The organism is Arthrobacter sp. MDT2-16, assembly GCF_054510925.1.
Genome location: NZ_JBTNDP010000007.1, coordinates 94607 through 115292, shown reverse-complemented (window position 1 = coordinate 115292; position 20686 = coordinate 94607). Strand labels below are relative to the sequence as shown.

Genomic DNA, 20686 nt, shown 5'->3' with positions numbered 1-20686 from the left:
AGGCGCGACCGCTCCCTACGGGGAAGCGCCGCCCCGGTTGGTGTGCCGCTCGTCGATGTCCGCCACCTCCCCTCGTGTCCCTGCCGCCCGTCGTGCTCCTACGCTACCGGTCACCCCCGGGGCCTCTGCTGGCTCCCGGTGCCGCCGTCGTTGCCGCGGGCGCCGTGCTGTCCCGGGCAGGCCACACGGCGAGCGCGGTGAGGAAGCCGGCCAGTGCGACGACGCCCAGGACCAGGGCGGCTGCGGTTTGGCCGGCTGCGGCACCCACCCATCCCGCCACGGGGTAGGCGAGGAGGAAGCAGGCGTGGGAGAGGGAGAACTGGGCGGTGAAGAGGTAGCTGCGGGTGTCGTCGGAGGCGACCCGCCGCAGGAGGCGTGAGGACGGGGTACTGACCATGGAGGTCCCGATGCCGAGGAGGACCCAGAGGCCGAGGAGCAGTGTCCAGGAGTCGGCGGTCTCCGCGATGCGCGCTGCCCCGAACAGGCCCAGGGGCAGGATGCTGCCGCCGACGAGCATGAACGTACGGTCCGGGGTCCGCTCGAGGACCCGGGGCGCGACGACGGCGACGAGCATGGAACCCGCCCCGTAGCAGGCCAGGGCGAGCGCGACATCCGTGTTCGATCCCGGGAAGAGATCCCGGGCGAAGACCACCGTGTTGACCAGGACGAGTGCTGTGGCGCTCGCCACGACGAGGTCCAGCGCCATCAACCCGCGCAGCGACGGTTCCCGCAGGAAGACACGGGTGCCAAGGGTGGTGCGCTGCAGCAGGGACCCCTGGTGCTGCGAGGGGGGAATCACCGGCAGCCTCGTGGTGAGGACCATCGCCGCCGAGACGAGGAACCCCGCCATCGTCCCCACGAACAGGTTCTGGTAGGACATCACGCCCAGCAGGGATGCTGCCAGCAGCGGGCTGGCGAGGGATTCGAGGTCGTACGCGACCCGGGACAATGACAGTGCCTTCGTGTAGTCCCGCTCCTCCTTCAGGACCACGGGGATCAGCGCCTGGAACGCCGGCGTGAACGTCGCTGACGCCGACTGCAGGATGAACACCAGCACGTAGATCTGCCACACCTGGTCGATGAACGGGAGACTCAGGGCGATCGCTGCGCGCACCAGGTCCGCGCCCACGAGGACGCCCTTGCGCGGCAGCCGCTCGACCAGCGCAGCCATCAGCGGGGCCACGAACACGTAGGCGACCATCTTGATGGTTAGGGCGGTGCCCAGGACCGCGCCTGCCTGCCCGCCGGCCAGGTCGAAGGCCAGCAGGCCCAGGGCCACCGTCAGCAGGCCGGTCCCGAGCAGGGCGACGACCTGCGCGGTGAAGAGGGAACGGTACGCCGGGTGGCGCAGGACAGAGAGCATGACGGGCCCGTCGTGTGCAGGAGCAGGTCGCACCAGCATAAGTGCGTGATTACGCACGTATGAACCCGGATGCTGGGCCCGCCCCGCGAGGCTGTGGGGGCTAGGCGTTGGCCGCCAGCAGGGACTCCTCGAGCGCCACCCACGCGAGCATGGCGCACTTCACCCGGGCCGGGAACCGCGAGACGCCGGAGAACGCGGCTGCGTCCCCGAGCACCTCCTCGTCCGCCTCGATCCGGCCACGCGACCGCAGGACCTCGCGGAACGCATCGATGAGCGAGAGGACCTCGTCCCGCGGCAGCCCCTGCACCAGGTCTGTGAGCACGGACGCAGACGCCATGGAGATGGCGCAGCCGGCACCGTCCCAGGTCACGGAAGTGACGCTGCCCTCGGCCACCCCCGCCCGCAGGGTGATCTCGTCACCGCAGACGGGGTTGAGCTGGTGGGACTCACCCGCCCTGCCCGCACCAAGGTACTCCTGCAGGGGCGAGCCGTGCCGGGCCTTCGCGTGGTCGAGGATGATCTGCTGGTACAGCTGTTCGAGGCCGGTGCTCATCTACTTCGCTCCGAAGAAAGGGCGGACCTCGGCGGCCGCGTCGAGGAACGCGTCCACCTCGTCCGTGGTGGTGTACAGGTAGGTGCTGGCGCGCGTGGTGGCGGTCAGGCCCAGGCGCCGATGGAGCGGCTGCGCGCAGTGGTGGCCCACACGCACGGCGATGCCGCGGTCGTCGAGGAACTGCCCCACGTCATGGGCGTGCACGCCGTCGACGTCGAACGCGGCGAGGCCGATCCGTGGCATGCCCGCGCGCGGCCCGAGGACGCGGATGCCGTCGATCGCTTCCAGGCCCTCGACGAGTCGTGCCCCGAGAGCCGTCTCCCACGCCTCGATGCGTCCCATGCCCGTCTCGGAGAGGTAGTTCGCCGCGGCGCCGAGGGCCACGGCCTGGGAGATGCGCTGCGTCCCCGCCTCGAAGCGGTTCGGGGACGGCAGGTACTCGGCGCGCTCCATGGTCACGGTGGTGATCATGGAGCCCCCGGTGAGGAAGGGCGGCATGGCGTTCAGCAGCTCCGCCCTCCCGTACAGGGCGCCGATCCCGGTGGGGCCGAGCATCTTGTGACCGGAGAACACCAGGAAGTCGACGTCGAGGGCCTTCACGTCCACCGGGATGTGCGGTACGGACTGGCATGCGTCGAGCAGGGTGAGCGCGCCGACGGACCGCGCGAGCCGCACGAGCTCGTCCACCGGGTTGATGGTGCCGAGCACGTTGGAGGCATGCGAGAACGCCACGAGCCGGGTGGCCGGCGTAATCACGCCTGCCGCGTCCTCGAGCCGCAGGGCACCGTCGTCGTCCACGGGCAGGAAGCGCAGCTCGGCGCCGGTGCGGGCGGCGAGTTCCTGCCAGGGGATGAGGTTCGCGTGGTGTTCCATCTCGGTGACCACGATGTTCTCGCCGGGTCCGACGGCGAAGCGGCGCGCCGCCTCTCCCCCGCGGCCGGCGGCCGCGTTGGACATCGCGTAGGCCACGAGGTTGATGCCCTCGGTGGCGTTGGAGGTCCAGACGAGCTCGCTGGTGCGGGCGCCGATGAAGCGGGCGACGGCGGTGCGTGCGTCCTCGTAGGCGTCGGTGGCCTCGACTGCGAGCGTGTGCGCACCGCGGTGCACGGCGGCGTTGCGCTGCTCGTAGAACTCCTGCTCCGCCTCCATCACGCTCACGGGGTTCTGGGAGGTGGCGCCGGAGTCGAGGTAGATCAGCGGCTTGCCGTTGATCTCGGTGCCGAGGATCGGGAAGTCGTTGCGGATGCGGTGCACCTCGGCGTCGGTGAGCCCGGCGTCGGACGGGGTGAGCGTGACGGGCGTTTCGACGACGGGCACGGGTACTCCTCGGATGGGTCAGCAGGCCTCGCGAAAATTACGCAAGGATTCTCTGATCTAATCCTGCCACCGCGGGCGATTCACGGCATCCAAGTGCTACCTAAGGTCGGAGGTCCCGGTGTGTCTGGCTCCCGGACGTGCCGGCCGCCCCCAGGAGTGCATCGACGATCCCGCTCCGGTACTTCTCCGGGGCATGGCGCTCCTGGGCGCGCGACCGGTCCTCGACGGCGAGACGCCGCCAGTGGGACCAGTCGTCGGCGATGGTCTCCACGGCCGACGCGAGCCGGCCCACGTCATCCGGTGGGACGAAGTGGACACTGCCGTAGCCGTCGCCGGCCTCGAGCAGGCCGGGCATCGAGGAGACCACGGCGGGACGGGCCGCCAGCATGGACTCGACGACCGTGTTGCCGAACGATTCGTCGAGCCGCGCGGGAACGAGGACGATGTCGGCGTCGTCGATGGTCTCCCAGATGTCCTCCCGAAAGCCCAGCATCCGGACCGCATCCTCCAAGCCTCTCCCCGCGATGCCCTCCGCGAGGCCCCGTGCATAGTCCTCGTTGCCGGTGAACACAGCTCCGACGATGTCCAGGCGGACCGCACGTCCTCGGCGCCCGAGTTCCGCGACGGCGTCGATCGCGACGTCGACACCCTTCCGATGGGAGATCCGCCCGAAGTAGACGAGTCTCACGGGACCGTCGAGGGTCCTGCGGGGCTCGCTGACGGACACGGGTCCCACCACCCCGTTGTAGACGAGCTTCGCCCTCGAGGCCCTGCCGGGCAGGGACTGGCCCAGGACCCGGAGGGTGTACCGGCTGTTGGCGATCACGTCCGAGGAGAGGAGAAGCGGCAGGGCCATGAGGAAGCGGATGACGGGGTGCACGTGACCCTCGGCCTCGTGGACGTGGACCAGGACCCGGCATCGCCCCAGGCGCGCGATGACGGGCCACCACGGGAGGCTCACCGTGTTCACGTAGACGATGTCCGGCCGATGGCGGGCGATGAAGGCCGTGATCGTGACGATCGACTGCGCACTCTGGACGAGCAGCGACAGCGCACCCCTCGGTGAGAGGAGTTTCTTGCGCAGGACCAGGGTCCCGACCACCCGCGGCTCCGCTCCCCGGGCCCGGACGTGCGCCACCAGTGCCCCGTCGGCGGGGAGCACCACGACCACCTCGGCGCCGGCGGAGACCAGCCCTTCGAGCGTCTCGAGCATCATGCGGTCCGAGCCGTAGAGGTCGGCCGACGGGTGCGCGATGACGATCTTCTGTCCAGCCAAGTCCATGAGAACCCCCGAGTCGCCGCTGGGATGAAGGATCCGGGATCGTCCGGCGCAGGCCCTTCCGATCCGTGGTCCACATCCTAGGCCGCTCCGGTGTGGCGGCGAAGGGCCTCCCGGTGGGGGCGACGATCAGCGTCCGGTCGCCATTCCCTCGATCCCCGCCTGCGGCTAAGCTGTCGAGTGGCGGTGCTCACATCGACCGATTCCGGTTCGATGGCTCCGTGTCGGATGCCAAGAGGGATGCCATGATCGAGCAGAACCGGCGAGTCCGAGGTCGGCAGCTGAGCTACCGTGCTGTCCTCCTCGGCACGGTCGTGCTGCTGTCGGCCTTCGTCCTTCCGCCCTCCCAGAACCAGGCGGACACCGGCGCGGCCGTTGCCGGCGGGGCCGCTGACACCATCCGCTCGTCGGACGGGCGTGTGGCGGGATCGGACACCCTCCTCCCCGAGTCGCTGCGCGCCGATCAGGAGCCGGCATCGGAGGTGGCCACCCGGGCGATGTCGCCTGACGAGCGCACCGGGACGGGCGCCGCCCCCATCGGGACGACGGCATACGCGATACCCGAGGATGCGCTCTTCGTGGCCCGGACCGGCAGCGACACCGCCCGCGGGAGCGAAGATGCCCCCCTGAGGACCATCAGGGCAGCGATCCGCGAAGCCGTCAGCGGGCAGACCATCGTGGTCAGGGAGGGTTCCTACCACGAGGTGGTGAAGATCCCGACGACGAAGCAGATCATTCTCCAGTCCTATCCGGACGAGGAGGTCTGGCTGGACGGGAGCGTGCCGGTCAGCGGGTTCACGGCGGAGGGGCGTGCCTTCGTCACCGAGGGGTGGACCGCCGAGTTCGACGCCAGCCCGACGTATTCGCGGGGCAGCGCGGACGGCACGACGCCGGGGTGGACGTTCGTTGACCCGGAGCGTCCGATGGCCGCCCATCCCGACCAGGTGTGGGTCAACGGTGCTGCGCAGCGACAGGTCGGTTCGCTCGACGAGGTGACCCCGGGCTCCTTCTTCGTCGATTATCGCAGCGACCGGCTGTACCTGGGGTCGGACCCGTCCGGGAAGCAGGTCCGGGCCAGTGCGCTGGGCAAGGCGGTATCGATCCAGTCCGCGGGGTCCGCCCTCAAGGGGATCGGGGTGCGCAAATTCGCTCCGTCCGTGCCCAATATGGGCGCGGTGACCGTGGAGAGCAATGACATCACGGTCGAGAACGTCGTCATCGAGGAGACCTCCGTGACCGGGCTCGCGGTATCCGGTCCGGACGCCCGACTGAAGGGCGTCACCCTGACCCAGAACGGCATGCTGGGTGCATCCGCCACCTACGCCGACGGCCTGTCCGCGATCGATCTCAAGGTGGTGGACAACAACACCGAGGGGTTCAACCACTCCCCCGCGGCCGGAGGTTTCAAGATAGGCCGCACCCGGACCGTGCACGTCCAGGACAGCCTCTTCAAGGCGAACGACGGCACCGGTCTCTGGTTCGACGAATCGGTGCAGGATCTGACCGCGTCGGGCAACGACGTCATCGGCAACAGCGGCCATGGGATCTCGGTGGAGATCTCCGCCCAGGCCGTCGTCGCGAACAACGTCGTCGCCGAGAACGAGGGCCACGGCGTGAAGATCAACAACACGAGTGACGTCCAGGTCTGGAACAACTCGTTCATCGGCAACGGGCGACCGATCAACATCGTCCAGGACTCCCGGCGTGCGGCGGACTACGAGACGCCGGGACGCGACCCGAGGCGGCTGTTCCCCGACCCGTCGATGACGTGGATCAATGGGCCGATCACCCTGCGCAACAACGTGGTCGCGGGCACGAGGGGGAACTGCCTCCTGTGCGTCGAGGACTACGGGCAGGAGCTGTCGGCCGAGGACATGGAGGTGACGACGGCGGGGAACGTGTTCCACCGTGCCTCCGGCTCCGACCCCGCCTGGCTCGTGATCTGGTCACGAGGAGCGGGGGATCCCGCCGTCTACACGACGCTCGGGAGCTTCAGGAACGAGACCGGACAGGCGAAGCACGACATCGAACTCACGAATGTCGAGATCGCGGATCCGGTGACCTTCCGCCTGAGCAACACGGTGCAGTCGGCCATCGTCGCCCAACCACTGCCCGGTCAGATCGCCGCGTTGCTGCGCGTCCCCTCGGGAACCCAGCTCGTGGGACCGGTCAGCGATCGGGACCGCTGACCCGCTGGCCCCGGTCGCGGCAGCGCGTCGATCCGATTCCGCCCGTGCCGCGCGGGGAGGAACGCCGACGCGAGGGCGAAGAAGACCAGGAACGTGACACTGGAGTCCAGGAGCCCCGTCTCGAGGAACGACCTGATCAGGAGGAAGACGAGGACTGCGACCGGCAGCACATTCCCGAGCCCTGCCCGCACGTTGACCGCCAGGACCGTCACGACGACGGCGGCGAGGATCGCCGTTCCCACCAGGCCCGTCTGGGCGAGGGCGGAGACCCAGCTGGAGTCCAGGACCTGCTCGTTCCAGTACTGCCCCTGCACGTGCACGGTCTTCACCGACAGCCCTGCTCCGACCCACTTCTGCAGGGATTCGAAAGGGGTCTGCAGCACGACCTGCCAGGCGATGGTCCGTGAGTTCAGGGTGAGGTCGTAGCGGCTGTCCTCCCTGGTGAGGATGGATGTGAAGAAGGTGGTGTGGACGGCGACCACGAGGAGCACGGGCACGGCCACGATCATGACCACGGCGATGGACCGCTGGATCGTGCGGACACCGACGATGAGGATGATGATCGCGACGGTCATGCCGAGCAGGGCGGTGCGGGACTGGGTCGCCACGCAGGCGAGCGTGTAGAAGCAGGCGCCGATGATCGCGCCGATCGTCGCGTGCCCCGAGATCACGCGGTGGATCCCTGCGAGTGCGGGGATGGCACAGAGGACCACCAGTCCGTTGGGGCTGATCGGGATGATCGTCCCCTCCAGCCGGCCGCCCCCTCCGAGCGTGCTGATACCGGAGACGGCGAGGACCGCACCGACGGTTCCCGTGGCGATCACCAGCTGCTTGAGGATCTCCCCCCGCGGGAAGACCGACACGAGCAGGACGACCGTCACCATGAGCAGGACGATCCGCACCGCGAGAACCGCCGAAGCGGCGGTGCTTCCGGACTGGACAGCACCGAGCAGGGAGATCGCCAGCACGGCGAGCACTGCCAGCACCGGCCCGCCGGCGACCGGGAAAGCGGTGGCAGCCGCCCGTCTGACGAGGAGCGCCATTCCGAGGGCGACTCCCTGGAGCGCGCCCTTGGCGATGACGATGCCGTCGAAGTCGCCCTCGAAGTAGACGCCCTTCCGCCATGCGGTGACACTGACGATCAGGATGATCCAGATGGCGACGGCGACCGCCGTGCGGAGTCTGGCCTCACCCACGGCCGGGGGTCCCGGGCTTCACGCGGGTGCGTCCTGTGCCGCCCTTCGACCGACGCGGCCCCCGGAGGAGCACCACACCCAGTGGCTCCACACCGACCGCCTGGAGTTCCCGGAAGGCGCGCTCCAGCTTCGTGACCGGCGTGCCGTAGGACACGAGCACCAGTACGACGTCGGACACCGGTGCCGCCGTCGACGTCGTCAGCGGGTGCGAATCGGACGAGGTCCTGACGAGCGTGACGTCGAAGTCGTCGCTCAGCTCCTTCAGGATGCTGGCCCCCTGACGCGCCGCCTGGGCCCGGGTGATCCTGTCGGCCGACGAGCCGATGGGGATCCGGTACGTCGCATGATCCTCGGTGACCGAAGCGACGACGTTGAACGAGGCCTCGCCCAGCAGCACGTCGGAGAACCCGAGTTCTGCGGCGTTCTCGGAGCCCGCCCCCTCGGGCCGGACGTGCCGTTGGGTCGAATCGATGATGCACGTGCGGGCACCGGAATCACCAATGAAGCCGGCGAACCGGTAGCCGAACGAGGCCTGGGCGGTGTTGTGCTGCCCGACGGCCACCAGCAGCAGGAGTTTGGGCAGTTGTCCATCACCCTTGAGCAGGAGCGCGGTCAGCAGGCCGCGGTACGGGATCTCGGCCTCCGACGACATCGCCATCGAGGGGCTGGCGCCGCTGACGATCGATCCGATGATCCGGGTGTCCAGCGAACGGGGCAGGTCCGCGTTGCCCCGGATCCTCCGGCTCGCGCCTCCCACCATGAGGGCGGCGATGAGTCCCAGGGCGAGTCCGGCCAGCAGCCCTATCGCCACGTTCAGGACACCGTTCGGGGCTGCCGGGGAGGCAGGGGCCACCGCGGGCACCGTGACGAAGGCTTCCACGGCCGCGTTCCGCGCGGTGTCGCCGCCCTCCAGCTGGCGTATGACGTCGCGGAGGTTCGAAGCGACGGAGTTGGCCAGCACCGCTGCCTCTTCCGCGGTTCCGGCGCTGCCCGTGACACTCACGTAGACGGTCTCCGCCGGGTTGGTCGCGGAGACCCGCTCCCGCAGCTCGGACAGGCTCTCGGACGAGTCCAGTTCCTGCAGCACCGGGGTGAGGACCTGGGGGCTGTAGACGAGGTCCGGGTACGACTTCACGCGCTGCAGGACGAACTGTGAATTCTCGAAGCTGGAGCTGGCCTCCGAGTCGGCCCTGATGAAGAGGGTGGCCTGGGCGTCGAACCTCGGAGTGGCGAGAGCCGTGGCTGCGAGGGCAGCGATCACGCCGCAGAGAGTCGCGACGAGGATCAGCATCCATCGGCGCCGGAAGATGCGTGCGTACTCGCTCAGTTCCACGACCTCACCTCCCGGTACCACTTGGGCAGGGCCAGTGCCAGGAAGGCCACGTTGGCGAGCATGAGGAGGCTGTAGGCACCCACGAAGACGGGAGGGACGAGGAGGAGCACGAACAGGACGCACAATAGGCCGAAGTCCGTCGGGAGGACGGCGAGCGAGTACGCGAGCGAGGACGAACGCTGGACGGCCGCAGGCGCGCTGTCCGCGGAGCGGTGCGCCCTTCGCAGGTGGTCGATCAGGAGCAGGGAGAAGAAGTGGACCGTCCCGAAGACCTGGAACAGGAGGGGGACGATCAGCCAGGCGGTCGCAAGGTCGAAGTAGCGCCACCAGCACACAAGGACGCACAGGTGGACGCTCCCCTCCTTGAAGGCGTCCACGGTGTGGTCCAACCATTCCCCGGCCTTGGTCCCCTTCCCGGTCAGTCGTGCGAGCTGACCGTCCGCGGAGTCGAGCGCGTACCCCAGTGCCAGCAGGGCCGCCACGAGGAGACCGGTGCCGGTCGCCGGATCCGTCAGGACCAGGAACGCCAGCCCGGAGAGCGTGGCGAGGGCACTGACGATCGTCACCTGATTCGGTGTGAGACCACGGGTATAGGCGGCTGCGGCAAGAATCCTGCCCAGCCTCCGGTTCACGTATCGGGAATAGGCGGGGGCTCCTTTCGATGTCTTCTGTGCACCGGCGAGAGAATCCAGTGCTTCACGGAATTGTGATTGCGCCCCAATTCGCATTGTCATGACTGCCTTTCGCATTGTGCGGACCCGGGAAGGCCCGTTGGATCGTCGTGGCACCTCGTTCCTAGGCCGTCACGGCGCCTCCCCTGTCGACTGTTCCCTCGGATTCAGGCACGGGTCTCGGACCGCCTCTCGGTGAAGCGGTGGACGGGTTGCCGTGGCACCCGGTGCTTCGGTTGCGAGAGGACCGCCAGGCGAAGGAAGACGGCGCCCGCCAGGGAGCCGAGCGCCGCGCACAGGGGGGCGAGGACGAAGGACCCCGACAGCGCGACGACCCCCGCGGCGAGGGCCAGGGACAGCACGCTCTCGCTCAGGCGGACGCCGAACACCGTCGCCGCCCTCCCCCGGACGGCCGCGAGCGATCCGTAGGGGATGCTGGCTCCGACACCCAGGGAGAGACACAGCCAGCCGGCCACGGCCGCGGCATCCGGCATCCGCCCGGTGAGCAGGGGCCCGGCCACGGGCAGGAGCAGAAGCGCGCCGATCGAGCCGAGAACGGTGAGGACGGCGAGGGCGATCACCGCCCGGTCCGCACGGTGCACGAGCTCCTGCAGCGGACGGTCCGAGTCCCGTGCGTAGGACGCGAAGAGGAACGACGAGAAGCCTCCGACGAGGAGCAGCGCCGGTGCGGCATACACCCGCGCAACCTCCAGTTCTCCTGCGGCGGCAAGACCGATGAACACGATGACGGCGATGCGGATGCCTGCCAGCACCGCGGGCCTCAGCCCCTGCTGAGCCGCACGCCAGATGCCGAAAGCCGCCACCTGGCGCAGGGCCGACCGTCCCATCGGGACGAGGTACCGCTCGGCGCGTGGGATCAGGAGCACCCCGGCGAGCGTTCCGGTGCTCTGTCCGACGAGGATCGCCAGGATGAAGTCCACGAGGTGCAACCCGCTGCCGGCGGCAGCCAGGAGCACGAGGCCCGTCCCGAGGATCATCGCCAGATCAACGAGGATGACCCGTCCGAATCTGAGCTCGATCATCAGCAGCCGCCGCACGATCTCCTCGCTGACGAAGGCGAATCCTGCCAGCCCCAGGACCAGTGACTGCGCGGGGTCGGTGAACCCTGAGAGATGGCCGCCCACCGCCAGGAGCACGGCGACGGACCCGGCCAGGAGCAGGAACCAGACTTCCAGCGCTCCCCTCACGGGGCGCGCCCCTCGATCCAGGACGGTCAGGCTGTCCCCGACGAAACCGCTGATCACGCCGGACCCCAGCACGAAGAAGCCGTACAGCAGGCCGAGGCGCCCGAGGCCGGCCAGATCCATGGTCCTGCTCGCGACGAGGATGAGCAGCAGGCTGCCGACGGCCTGCGAGCAGGGGGCGACAGCCGCCAACGCGGCCGGCAGGACCCGCTCGACGGTGCGCCTCATCGGATCCCTCCCGCCGCGCGGGAAGGATCAGGACGGAACGCTCTCCTGCACGCCGGGAAGCGGGCGGTCAGGAGAGGGATGGGTGCCACCACGATCGATGCATCGCCGGCGGCGTGGGACATGGTCCGGTGCCGGCCGTAGGCGACGAATCGGTTTTCCATGTGAGACCAATCTTCTGGAGCGTCCTTGCCTGGACGAACAGGTTGGAGCGATCGTAGAAGTCGGCAGGGGGTGGCACACGAGTAGTGACTACCCGAAATTCGGCCCATTTGGCGGCGGACCACTTGGACGGCATGGCGGAGGCGATGCCGGCCGGCCCTAGAAGGCGGTCCGGGTGAGCGGGAAGGCCCCGGAGCGACGCCCGCGGGCGCTGCGGCGGCCGGCGAGCTCGCGGCACAGCAGTTCGTAACCCTCGGCCACCCGGTCCCAGTCGTAGGCCAGGGCATCCGCCTGGGACTTCTTCCCGCGGAGCTTCGTGTCCGAGGCCGAGGCTTCCGCAGCCTGTACGAGGGCGGGGATGTCGGCCGGGGTGCTGAAGTATTCGCCGTTCGCTCCGAGGACCTCCCGGTTGAAGTTCACGTCGAACGCGTTGATGGCGGTCCCTGCACCCATGGCGCGCAGCAGCGACGGATTCGTGCCGCCTACGGAGTGCCCGTGCCAGTAGATCCGGGCATTGGTGTACAGCTGGTCGAGGAGCTCCTGGTCCCAGACCCCGCCGACGAAGCGGACCCGGGCGTCTCCCAGCGAGGTGACATGCCGCGTGTACTCGTCGGAATAGGGGGCCGAGCCCACCACGATCAGGGGCAGCGTCGCCGTGCTACGGACGTAGCCTTCCACGACGACGTGGACGTGGTTCTCGGGCTCGAACCGCGCGACCACGAGGTGGTACCCGTCCGGTGCGAGGTCCAGTTCGGCCAGCCGGTCCGACGCTCCCGATTCGAGGATCGGGGCGCCGTAGGCGAGATAGGTGCTCTCGACGCCGAACTCCCGGCGGTAGTAGTCCTGGATGCCCGCAGCATCGGCGATCAGCGCATCGGACCAGCGGACCGCCAGGGACTCGGCCGCGCGGTAGTACCGCTTGCCGAGGGTCCCCCACTTCGCGCGCTTCCACTCGAGGCCGTCCACATGGGTGGCGACCGGGATTCCCGCCGCGCGGAGGACCCGCAGCCAGGGTGCGTTCGCGGCGTTGAAGACGATGGCGACATCGGAACGCTTCAGCAGGAGGTGTCCCGCCGAGAGTCCGGTATGGCTGAGTGTCTCGAGCGACCGCTTCTTCAGCGCGGGCAGGTGGACGAGCGTCATGCCCCGATAGGTGGTCTCCGACCGGTCCGTCTGCTCCGTCGTCCTGCAGTACACGACGACCTCGTGCCCGCGGGCTGCGAGGCGTCGTCCCACCTCCTCCACGCAGGTCTCGAATCCGCCGTACCGGGCGGGCACACCGCGCGTTCCGACGAGTGCTATGCGGAGGGGTTCCGAGCGGGACGGCAGCAGATACATGGGTGGACTCCCAGCAGGTGGGTGCATGCTCCCTGCGGGAGGCGGGTGCACGGGATGACGGGCTAGAACACGGCTTTGGTGACCGCAGGAGCATCGAGGAGCTCGAGGGTCCGTCGGAGGAAGGTACTCGAGGTGTGGACGGTGTACGGGAAGTAGACGACCTCGACGCCCACCCGTGCGAAGGTCTCCTCGAGAGCGAGCCCCTGGGGGGTGCCCTTCCAGTCGTCGCCCTTGAAGAAGACGTCGAAGTGGAGCTGCTCCCACATCTCGAGCTTGGTCGTGGTCTCGGTGACCGCCCGGTCGACGAAGCGGACGCTCTCGACGATCTCGAGCCGCTCGATCAGGGGTATCACCGGCCTCCTCCCCTTGTTCCGCTCGAGCAGCTCGTCGGAGACGACTCCCGCGATGAGGAAGTCGCACTGGGTCTTGGCGTGGCGGAGGAGGTTGAGGTGCCCTACGTGGAACAGGTCGAAGGCCCCTGCCGCGTAACCGGTTCGTCTTCCCATGGGATTCTCCTGATTGCTGGTGCCTGCCGCGGACGGGGCCACGGGCGAAGGGTGTCGGTTCCTACGGGCTCAATAGGCACCGACCGGTTTCAGCACGACCTTGAACGTGCGCCACAGGATGATGAGATCGCCCATGACCGACCAGTTCTCCACGTACCAGAGATCCAGGCGAACGCTCTCGTCCCAGTCGAGGTCCGATCGTCCGCTGACCTGCCACAGACCCGTGAGGCCCGGCTTGATCAGGAGACGGCGGTGGGTGTGCTGCTCGTACCCCGACACCTCGCTGAGCAGGGGTGGCCTGGGGCCCACGAGGGACATGTCCCCCCGGAGCACGTTCCAGATCTGCGGGAGCTCATCGAGCGAGTACTTCCTGATGAAGCGGCCCACGCGGGTGACACGGGGGTCCTCCCGCATCTTGAACAGCACCCCGTTGCCCTGGTTCTGCTCCCGGAGGAGGACCAATTCGTCCTCGGCGGTCGTCACCATCGAGCGGAACTTGTACATCGTGAACGCCGCGGACGCCTTGCCCGCGCGCTCCTGCCGGAAGAGCACCGGCCCGGGACTGTCCCGGTGGATGGCGATCGCCAGGACCAGGAACAGCGGAGCCAGGATCAGCAGGGCGGTCGCGGAGACGAAAACGTCCATGACGCGCTTGAGGATGTGACGGCCACCGGTGAAGTGCGGCATCTCGACGTGCATGAGGGGCAGCCCGTCGACCGGGCGGGTCCGGATGCGCGGGCCGGCCACATTGGTGAGCGCCGATGCGAGGACGAGTTCCGTGTTCGAGTTCTCCAGGCGCCATCCCAGCTCCCTGACGTACGAGCTGCCCTTGCGCAGATGCCCCGCGACCACCACCGCATCGGCCCCGGTATGCGCGACGAAGGCTTCGATCTTGCGGAGACCGCTGACCACCGGCACGAGGCGGTTCCCGGCGTGCAGGGCCGTGGGGGTCGACTTCCCCTCGTAGACCGCGCCGACCACGACGTACGCGGCGCCGGCCCTCTTCGCCAGTTGCGACGCCACATAGCGGACGTCCGCGGGTTGGCCCACCACCACCACCTTCGACAGGTAGTGGCCCAGGCGGCTCTGCTGCACCAGCCACTGGCGCCACAGCCAGCGGTTGGCAAGAAGCAGGAGCGTGCCGGCCACCAGCGAAAGGACGAGCAGGCGCCGGAACTGCCCGAGATCGAGCATGACGATGATGATGGCAGCGGCCGCGAAGGTGGCGAGACTGGCTCGGACGACCTCCTTGTATTCGCCCGCACCGGTCCCCACGACACGCGCGTCCCGTGTGCGGAAGAGCGCCATCATCACCATCCAGATCACGGAGAGGACGCCGCCGAACCCGAGCACGCTCCCGACGCGCCCCGTATTCACGGAGGCTGTCAGCAGGTTGACGGTCAGCAGGAGCACTCCGAGGATGAGCACGCAGTCCGTGGCGAGGAGGGAGATCTGGTAGCGGCGACGCCATGCGGCGCCGGACAGCGACAGTTGCTGGGCGGTGGCGGAAGGCACCGCCGCCGTGAGGTAGCTCCCGATGGCAGCGGGCATCTGCGTCATCGGGCACCCCCGGCCCGGTCCTCGGTGCGCCGTGCCGACCCTCGGGGCGGGAGCGCCGTGGACGGAGCGGCTCCGATGATCCCGGTCCTGGCGGACAGGCCGGATGACGTGCTGTTCCCGGATTCTTCCTTGAATTCACGGGGAGGAGCACCATACGGCAATGCGTGGATGCCCCAGCCTGAGTGCCTCATATCGAGACCCGATTCTTGATACCGACTTCGCTTGTGAAGCTCTTCCGCGAAGCCTACGGATCGGTAAATATGCGCACACGAGTAGCACCTACGTGTTTGGTCTGCAGCGCCCCCACGTGGACTACTGCCGCACTACTTGTGGTGATCACGGAGGGGTCGGCACGCCTACCCGCGTCCGGTGTCAGGCTTCCCTGAGGTCCTCCCGGCGGCCGACACCGAGCTTCGCGAAGATCCTGTAGAGATGGCCCTCGACCGTCCTCACCGACACTTTGTTGGTGTCCGCGATCTGGCGGTTCGTGTAGCCCTTCCTGACGAGAGCCACGATCCTCTGTTCGGTCGGCGTCAGGCGAGGGACGATCGCCACGGGCGAGGCACCGATCAGCGGAGCCGGCAGGGGCCCTTCACGCTGCTCACCCAGCATGACGAGGCGCCGCTGGATCGCGCGGGCCTGGCGGCTCGAGCTCTGCTCGCTCAGCAGTCGTCGGGCGAGCGACAGGCCCACGAACTCGAGGGCCTGGTCCCCGTGCTCACCGGCCTCGGTCGCGGCGGCGACCATGGCATCCGCATCCCTGGCACGTGCCGCCGTGGCGAAGTCGAGCAGAGTCCTGGCTCCCGCACCCTGGTGGCCCTGCAGCACCCTGACGAGGGGATCGATGGCATCCTTGTCGCCGAGGAGCAGCGACAACCTGAGTGCCGTCCCCGCCCACTTCCCCAGGAGGTCCTTCTCCGCGGTCTCCGCGAGGGTGATCAGGTCCGCCCGCGGCCCGGGGTCGTCGACCAACAGCGCGGACGTGGCCGTGACGAAGATCCGTCCGCCGAGGCGTGTGGAGGACGAGCCGCGCTCAGCGCTCCGCTCGAACTCCTCGATCAGTGCACCGGCCTGCGGTGCGTCTCCCGCGAGCGCGGACGCGTAGGCCGCCATGGCCAGGAGAAGGATCGTCAGGTGCGCGATGTCGGACTCCTTCAATGCCTGGAGTGCGAGGAGGAACCGGTCGCGGGCCTCCCTGTTCCTACCCGCCTGCAGGGCGCTCGTGCCGTCCACCACGTCGCCCCACCCGGCGAAGTACACGGTGCTGCGTGGCTGGGCGCGCGAATACCCGTCGACGACGGTCTTCGCCAACGCTGCTTCGCCGGTTGCACTCAGCAGGACCACATGCCGTGCGACGGCGAACTCGCGGTGGCGCAGCAGCAGTGCGCCGTCGGCGTCGATGATCTCCAGCGCCTCGCGCGTGCACTGGACACCCTCGGCGGGGCGTCCCATGCTGCCGAGCAGCTCGCCGAGCAGGACCAGGGCCCCCACCCTGGTCTCGGCGGTACCTCGGGGGTCGGCGATGATGGCCCGCAGATCTCCCTCGACACCGCTGATGTGCCCCTCGTGGATCAGCAGGTAGCAGTCGAGGACACGGCAGCCGAGCTGGGCCGCGGAGACCTCCGCAGCGGTCACGGGCGCCCCCTCCCGCGCCTCCGCCTCCGTGATCGCGGAACGCCAGCGACGCACGGCGTCACGGAGGCTCGCGTAGGGGACGCCCGACTCCAGCCCGAGCTCGAGGGTCAGGAGGGTCGCGTCCTTCGCCACGTCGAGATCCGCGCAGTGGCGCATCGCTTCGTCCACGAGTTCGTGCGCGTGGGCGAGGTTCCCCCGGCGGGCCTCGACCCGCGCGATCTCCGTCAGCACGCGGCCGTGGAGTCCCGGCGCGGACACCGCGCGGGCTGCCCGCAGGGCCAGGTGGGTGTCCCGCATGCCGTTCGCGAGCGCGGCAGCCCGGAGCAGGGACCCGTCGTCCATCGGCGCGCCGACGTCGAGTCCCCAGGAGACGCTCCGCAGAAAGCCCTCGGTGGACTGCGGCTCGGGCGGGAGGGCGCCGAGGACCCGTCCCCGGATCTGCGTGCTGCGCGCGATCGGCACCCGGCTGCGCAGCACCTCGCCGTGGAGCGGGTGGCCGAGCGACACGGGCTGGTCCGGTCCTGCACCGATCACGACCAGGCGCGCGACCCGCAGGCGTTCGAGGGCTCCTGCGTCCACGCATCGGGACACGGCGTGGAGTGCGACCGGCTCCGCGAGAGCGATGAGGTCCAGGATCTCCAGCTCCTCCGCACTGCGCGCTGTGAGTTGCGCGAGCACGAGGTCGGCGAGATGGGGGTGCACCATTGGCTGATCCGTGGTCAGGCGCCAGACCCCGTGGAGCTGTTGCAGGTGCCCTTCGATCTTCCCCCTGCCGATGAGTGTCAGCAGGAGCTGGGGGTTCCCGCCGGTCACCCGGGCGAGGTAGTGGAGGGTTCCCGTGAGGACGGGGCCGCCCAGCACCTGCGAGCACAGGGTGCGGACGGCGTCGGGCTCGAGCGGCGGCAGGTCGAATCGTCTCAGGAGGCCGTCGGTGGTGAGGGTGAGGATGTCCTGCGGGGTGGTGGTGGGGTCCCGGAGGACGACGAGCAGCTTGACCCGCCGGGCGCTGATCAGCTGGGCGATGAGCGCGCCGGAGTCGTGGTCGAGTTCGTGGGCGTCGTCGATCACGATGAGCGGCGGGTGCTGCGCGCGGCCGGATGCTTTCGCGGGCAGGTGCTTCATGAGTGCGCGGAGGACGGCCACGGGTGATTCCGCGTCGGCCAGGGACAGCGTATGCAGGTAGGGCGCGAGCGCACCGAAGGGTACGTGTCGCAGGGAAGCCCCGCCGGTCATCCTCAGGACGGGAGCCGACCACTGGAGCTGCTGCACCACGGCGCGGGCCAGTGCGCTCTTCCCCACACCGGCCTCGCCCACGATCATCGCACCGAAGCCGGCGGTGTCATCGAGGGCGGCGGTGACCTCGCTGATCAGGACCGCCCTGCCGACCAGGTCCGTCGCTGACCCCGACGTGGCGCCTGCGTGCCTGTTCATGGCCGCCGCCCGAAGATGAGCGCGAGCTGCTTGCGGCTCGACAGGCCGAGCTTCGACATGATCTGGTGCACGTGGCCTTCCACCGTCCTCGGGGAGATGTGCTCCTCGCGGGCGATCTCCTTGTTCGGCACGCCCTGCGCCACCTTCCGCGCGATGGCCCGCTCACGCTCGCTCAACAGCTTCTGCCGTATGTGGCGGCGTGCCGGCGTCGAGGTCCGGCGCAGGACCTGCTCGGCGTGCACGCGGACGATGGGGTCGTCGGTGTCCGTGAGGTGCTGCATGCTGAGGGCGGCGACGTCCCCGGCCAGGGTGTGGTTCCCGGCGTCGGCTGCGCGGCGGGCTACCTCCTTCAGCGCTCCCGGGTCCTGTGCTGCCAGCGCGGCCGCGAAGTCCGCGCAGAGTCGGGCGAACGGTCCGCTCGAGGCTGCGGCCGCGGCGCCCAGCTGATGGGCGGCGTCGTGCCGTCCGAGCTGCACCGCCTGGCTGAGGAAGAAGAGCTCGACGCCGTGGTACCCCCTGCCGCCCAGCTCGAGGGCGTGCTCGATGAACACGTCGGCGATGACGTCGGGGGTGTCGAGCCACGCTTCGGCGAGGAGCGTGAAGTACCTGACCGCTTCCTGCAGGTGCCACGAGGAGCGGTGCCCCGTGAGGTCGATGGCGCGCAGGTGGTCGACGGCGGCGTCGGGGGCGTCCTCGAGGACCAGCGCGTAGGCCGCGGCCGCCTCGGCCAGGGGCAGCAGGCCATGCCTGTCCCTGGTCCGGAACTGGCTGATGGCGGGGAGAAGCTTCCCGAGCGCCTCGCTGCTCCGGCCCAGGTAGGCCAGCACCACACCTTCGGCGAACTCGGCTGATGATCCGCCGAACCGGATCCCGTCGGCTCCGCCGCCCTGGTCCTCGGTCAGGCGGAGGCACTCCGACCAGTGGCCGGCCAGGAACATCGCCCCGTAGGCGTGGGCCAGTGCACGCTCGCCGTCGGGGGTGCTGAAGGATGGGTCCGCCAGCACCGGGGTGATGGTGCGTCCCACCGCGACGGCTTCGAGCGGCGCGCCCAGGGTCGCCTCGACCACGCCGAGGATGCCCCTGACCCTGATCCTCGAGCGCTCGTCCTGCGGCGATGCCCCGAGTACCTCGAGGGCACGATCACGGGTCAGGCCGAGCTCGCCCTCGAAGACCTGCACCTCGAGCAGCGCGATCTCCGCGGCGGTCCGGAGCCCGATGGGGTCCGCACCGGCGGGCTCGGGCTGCAGGCGGGTCACGACGTCGTGGAGGAGTGCCTCCGCCTCGTGCTCCCTCCCCTGGGTCCGGACGACCATCCGTGCCGCCAGGAGGCGCACGCCCACCCACACTTCCAGCGGCAGCGCGTCGGACGCATCGCCCGTCAGCAGCGATCCGATCGTCTCCAGTGCCCGGGCCGGATCCCCGTCCATCCAGAGCCTGCGTGCCTGCTCGATCCGGGCGGCACCGGTCGCCGCCGCCGGGACGGCCTCGAGGAAGCGTTCCGCGGCTCCTTCCAGCCCGTGGTCGTTCGCGAGCTGCGCGAGGGTCACCAGCTGGGCCTGGTCCAGGTCGGCGCCCTGGTCGAGGGCCCAGGCCGCGAGGGCAGTCCTGGCCTCGACGGGCACCCCGGGCTCGTCCCTGAGCGCGCTGACCGTCCCCAGGGCCTCCCGGCCGCCGGCGGAGGGCAGCTGGGAGCGCACGGCGTCGGCGAACACCCCGTTCGCGAGCCGCAGGAGGGGCCCGTCCGCCGGGTCGCAGGTGACCATCCCGCTGACCTGCAGGGTGTCGAGGGAGTCGGAGGGAAGGGCCCTCAGCAGGACGTCGACGGGGAGGCGCCCGGCCACGGCGAGCACCTCCACCACGGCCCTGTCCTCGGGTGGCAGCGCGGCCAGTTCCGGTGCCGCCCAGTCGGTGAGGAGGCGGCCCGAGTGCGATCGCGGTACGTCGCGGGTCACCCACGTGCCGTCGCTGCAGAGGAGGTGCCCCGAGAGGACATCGGCGTTCGCAGCCCTCTGGAGGTACTTCGGGTTTCCACCGCTGGTGGACCAGAGTTCCAGGGCGGCGGAGCGCGAGATCGGCGCGCCGAGGGCGGTGGACAGCATCTCGACGGCGGCAGCCAGGCTCAGCGGCTGGATGTCGAAGCGCTCGAGCACTCCGTCCTTCCACAGGTCGAACAGCTCACCCGGCGCCCTCAGGAGGTCATGGCAGGTCACCAGCAGCCGCACGGCACCCATGCGTGCGAGATGAGCGATCACGGTTGCGGACAGTTCGTCGATGTCCTCGACGCCGTCGAGGTGCATGAGCGTGGGTCGCTTCACGGAGGCGTTGTCGAATTTCCGCTCGAGTGCACTCAGCACCAGGAGCGGACTGCGGGCGGTGTCCTCGTCGAGTTCGGCGAGCAGGACGTTCAGGGCGCTGTACGGGGTGGCCGCGTGGGCTGCGACACCGCGGAGGTGGATGTGGTCGAAATGCCATGACAGCCGGCTCACCGCCTGCTGGGCGATCATCGTCTTGCCGACCCCGGGTTCGCCCACGAGCACGACACCGCGGCCCGACTCCTCGTCGAGGACGGCTGCGATGGAGGCGACGTCGTCGTCGCGCCCGATGAAGGGCCACCGCTCGTCGAGAACCGTCACAGGGCGCGACCGAGCAGGCTGCGTATCGGCTGAGACACCGACACCACCGGCACTGGACCGGATCCCCGTTTCAAATCCAGCATGAATTTC

At 69.4% G+C, this 20686-nt stretch carries 14 protein-coding genes; 1 reads left to right on the top strand and 13 read right to left on the bottom strand.

Annotated features, from left to right (window positions below; all coding sequences use genetic code 11):
* Window positions 1-103: 103 nt before the first annotated feature.
* The 4 genes from ACX80N_RS13280 to ACX80N_RS13265 all read right to left on the bottom strand — a co-directional run bounded on the left by ACX80N_RS13280 (window position 104) and on the right by ACX80N_RS13265 (window position 4515).
* A complete protein-coding gene (locus tag ACX80N_RS13280; RefSeq protein ID WP_459339779.1) occupies window positions 104-1363 on the bottom strand; it encodes an MFS transporter in 1260 nt (419 codons plus the stop codon).
* A 100-nt stretch (window positions 1364-1463) separates the two neighbouring features.
* Complete coding sequence (gene sufU, locus ACX80N_RS13275; protein ID WP_459339778.1) at window positions 1464-1916, bottom strand: Fe-S cluster assembly sulfur transfer protein SufU; 453 nt, start codon at window positions 1914-1916, stop codon at window positions 1464-1466.
* Complete coding sequence (locus tag ACX80N_RS13270) at window positions 1917-3233, bottom strand: cysteine desulfurase (RefSeq protein ID WP_459339777.1); 1317 nt, start codon at window positions 3231-3233, stop codon at window positions 1917-1919.
* 100 nt (window positions 3234-3333) lie between these two features.
* Complete coding sequence (locus ACX80N_RS13265; RefSeq protein ID WP_459339776.1) at window positions 3334-4515, bottom strand: glycosyltransferase family 4 protein; 1182 nt, start codon at window positions 4513-4515, stop codon at window positions 3334-3336.
* A gap of 242 nt (window positions 4516-4757) precedes the next feature.
* Here ACX80N_RS13265 and ACX80N_RS13260 point away from each other — a divergent pair, with 242 nt between their 5' ends.
* The gene (locus ACX80N_RS13260; RefSeq protein WP_459339775.1) at window positions 4758-6701 is read left to right on the top strand and encodes a right-handed parallel beta-helix repeat-containing protein; all 1944 of its coding nucleotides are present in this window, start codon (window positions 4758-4760) and stop codon (window positions 6699-6701) included.
* Here ACX80N_RS13260 and ACX80N_RS13255 read toward each other — a convergent pair.
* The 9 genes from ACX80N_RS13255 to ACX80N_RS13215 all read right to left on the bottom strand — a co-directional run bounded on the left by ACX80N_RS13255 (window position 6629) and on the right by ACX80N_RS13215 (window position 20596).
* The gene (locus tag ACX80N_RS13255) at window positions 6629-7897 is read right to left on the bottom strand and encodes an O-antigen ligase family protein (protein WP_459339774.1); all 1269 of its coding nucleotides are present in this window, start codon (window positions 7895-7897) and stop codon (window positions 6629-6631) included. The genes ACX80N_RS13260 and ACX80N_RS13255 overlap by 73 nt on opposite strands.
* Window positions 7890-9230 carry a Wzz/FepE/Etk N-terminal domain-containing protein gene (locus tag ACX80N_RS13250; protein ID WP_459339773.1) on the bottom strand — a complete coding sequence of 447 codons (1341 nt, stop codon included), beginning with the start codon at window positions 9228-9230 and terminating at the stop codon, window positions 7890-7892. Before ACX80N_RS13250 ends, ACX80N_RS13255 begins: the two co-directional genes overlap by 8 nt.
* On the bottom strand, window positions 9221-9796 hold the full coding sequence (locus tag ACX80N_RS13245) for a CDP-alcohol phosphatidyltransferase family protein (RefSeq protein WP_459339772.1): 576 nt from the start codon (window positions 9794-9796) through the stop codon (window positions 9221-9223). Before ACX80N_RS13245 ends, ACX80N_RS13250 begins: the two co-directional genes overlap by 10 nt.
* A 272-nt stretch (window positions 9797-10068) precedes the next feature.
* A complete protein-coding gene (locus tag ACX80N_RS13240) occupies window positions 10069-11334 on the bottom strand; it encodes an MATE family efflux transporter (protein WP_459339771.1) in 1266 nt (421 codons plus the stop codon).
* 318 nt (window positions 11335-11652) lie between these two features.
* Window positions 11653-12831, bottom strand: coding sequence for a DUF1972 domain-containing protein (locus ACX80N_RS13235; RefSeq protein ID WP_459339770.1), 1179 nt, complete (start codon window positions 12829-12831; stop codon window positions 11653-11655).
* Between the two features lie 62 nt (window positions 12832-12893).
* Entirely contained in the window at window positions 12894-13337 is a 444-nt protein-coding gene (locus tag ACX80N_RS13230) for an adenylyltransferase/cytidyltransferase family protein (RefSeq protein WP_459339769.1), read from the bottom strand.
* A 69-nt stretch (window positions 13338-13406) separates the two neighbouring features.
* On the bottom strand, window positions 13407-14897 hold the full coding sequence (locus tag ACX80N_RS13225) for a sugar transferase (RefSeq protein ID WP_459339768.1): 1491 nt from the start codon (window positions 14895-14897) through the stop codon (window positions 13407-13409).
* A gap of 372 nt (window positions 14898-15269) precedes the next feature.
* Window positions 15270-17963: a helix-turn-helix transcriptional regulator gene (locus ACX80N_RS13220; RefSeq protein ID WP_459339767.1), complete on the bottom strand. Its 2694-nt coding sequence runs from the start codon at window positions 17961-17963 to the stop codon at window positions 15270-15272.
* On the bottom strand, window positions 17960-20596 hold the full coding sequence (locus ACX80N_RS13215; RefSeq protein WP_459339766.1) for a LuxR C-terminal-related transcriptional regulator: 2637 nt from the start codon (window positions 20594-20596) through the stop codon (window positions 17960-17962). The genes ACX80N_RS13220 and ACX80N_RS13215 overlap by 4 nt, the downstream gene beginning before the upstream one ends.
* Window positions 20597-20686 lie beyond the last annotated feature (90 nt).

What these genes read in the sequence shown, in the direction of transcription:
- ACX80N_RS13235 (WP_459339770.1), bottom strand. Translation starts at nt 12,831, where the DNA reads ATGTATCTGCTGCCGTCCCGCTCGGAACCCCTCCGCATAGCACTCGTC.
- sufU (WP_459339778.1), bottom strand. Translation starts at nt 1,916, where the DNA reads ATGAGCACCGGCCTCGAACAGCTGTACCAGCAGATCATCCTCGACCAC.
- ACX80N_RS13260 (WP_459339775.1), top strand. Translation starts at nt 4,758, where the DNA reads ATGATCGAGCAGAACCGGCGAGTCCGAGGTCGGCAGCTGAGCTACCGT.
- ACX80N_RS13280 (WP_459339779.1), bottom strand. Translation starts at nt 1,363, where the DNA reads ATGCTCTCTGTCCTGCGCCACCCGGCGTACCGTTCCCTCTTCACCGCG.
- ACX80N_RS13225 (WP_459339768.1), bottom strand. Translation starts at nt 14,897, where the DNA reads ATGACGCAGATGCCCGCTGCCATCGGGAGCTACCTCACGGCGGCGGTG.
- ACX80N_RS13220 (WP_459339767.1), bottom strand. Translation starts at nt 17,963, where the DNA reads ATGAACAGGCACGCAGGCGCCACGTCGGGGTCAGCGACGGACCTGGTC.
- ACX80N_RS13240 (WP_459339771.1), bottom strand. Translation starts at nt 11,334, where the DNA reads ATGAGGCGCACCGTCGAGCGGGTCCTGCCGGCCGCGTTGGCGGCTGTC.
- ACX80N_RS13230 (WP_459339769.1), bottom strand. Translation starts at nt 13,337, where the DNA reads ATGGGAAGACGAACCGGTTACGCGGCAGGGGCCTTCGACCTGTTCCAC.
- ACX80N_RS13265 (WP_459339776.1), bottom strand. Translation starts at nt 4,515, where the DNA reads ATGGACTTGGCTGGACAGAAGATCGTCATCGCGCACCCGTCGGCCGAC.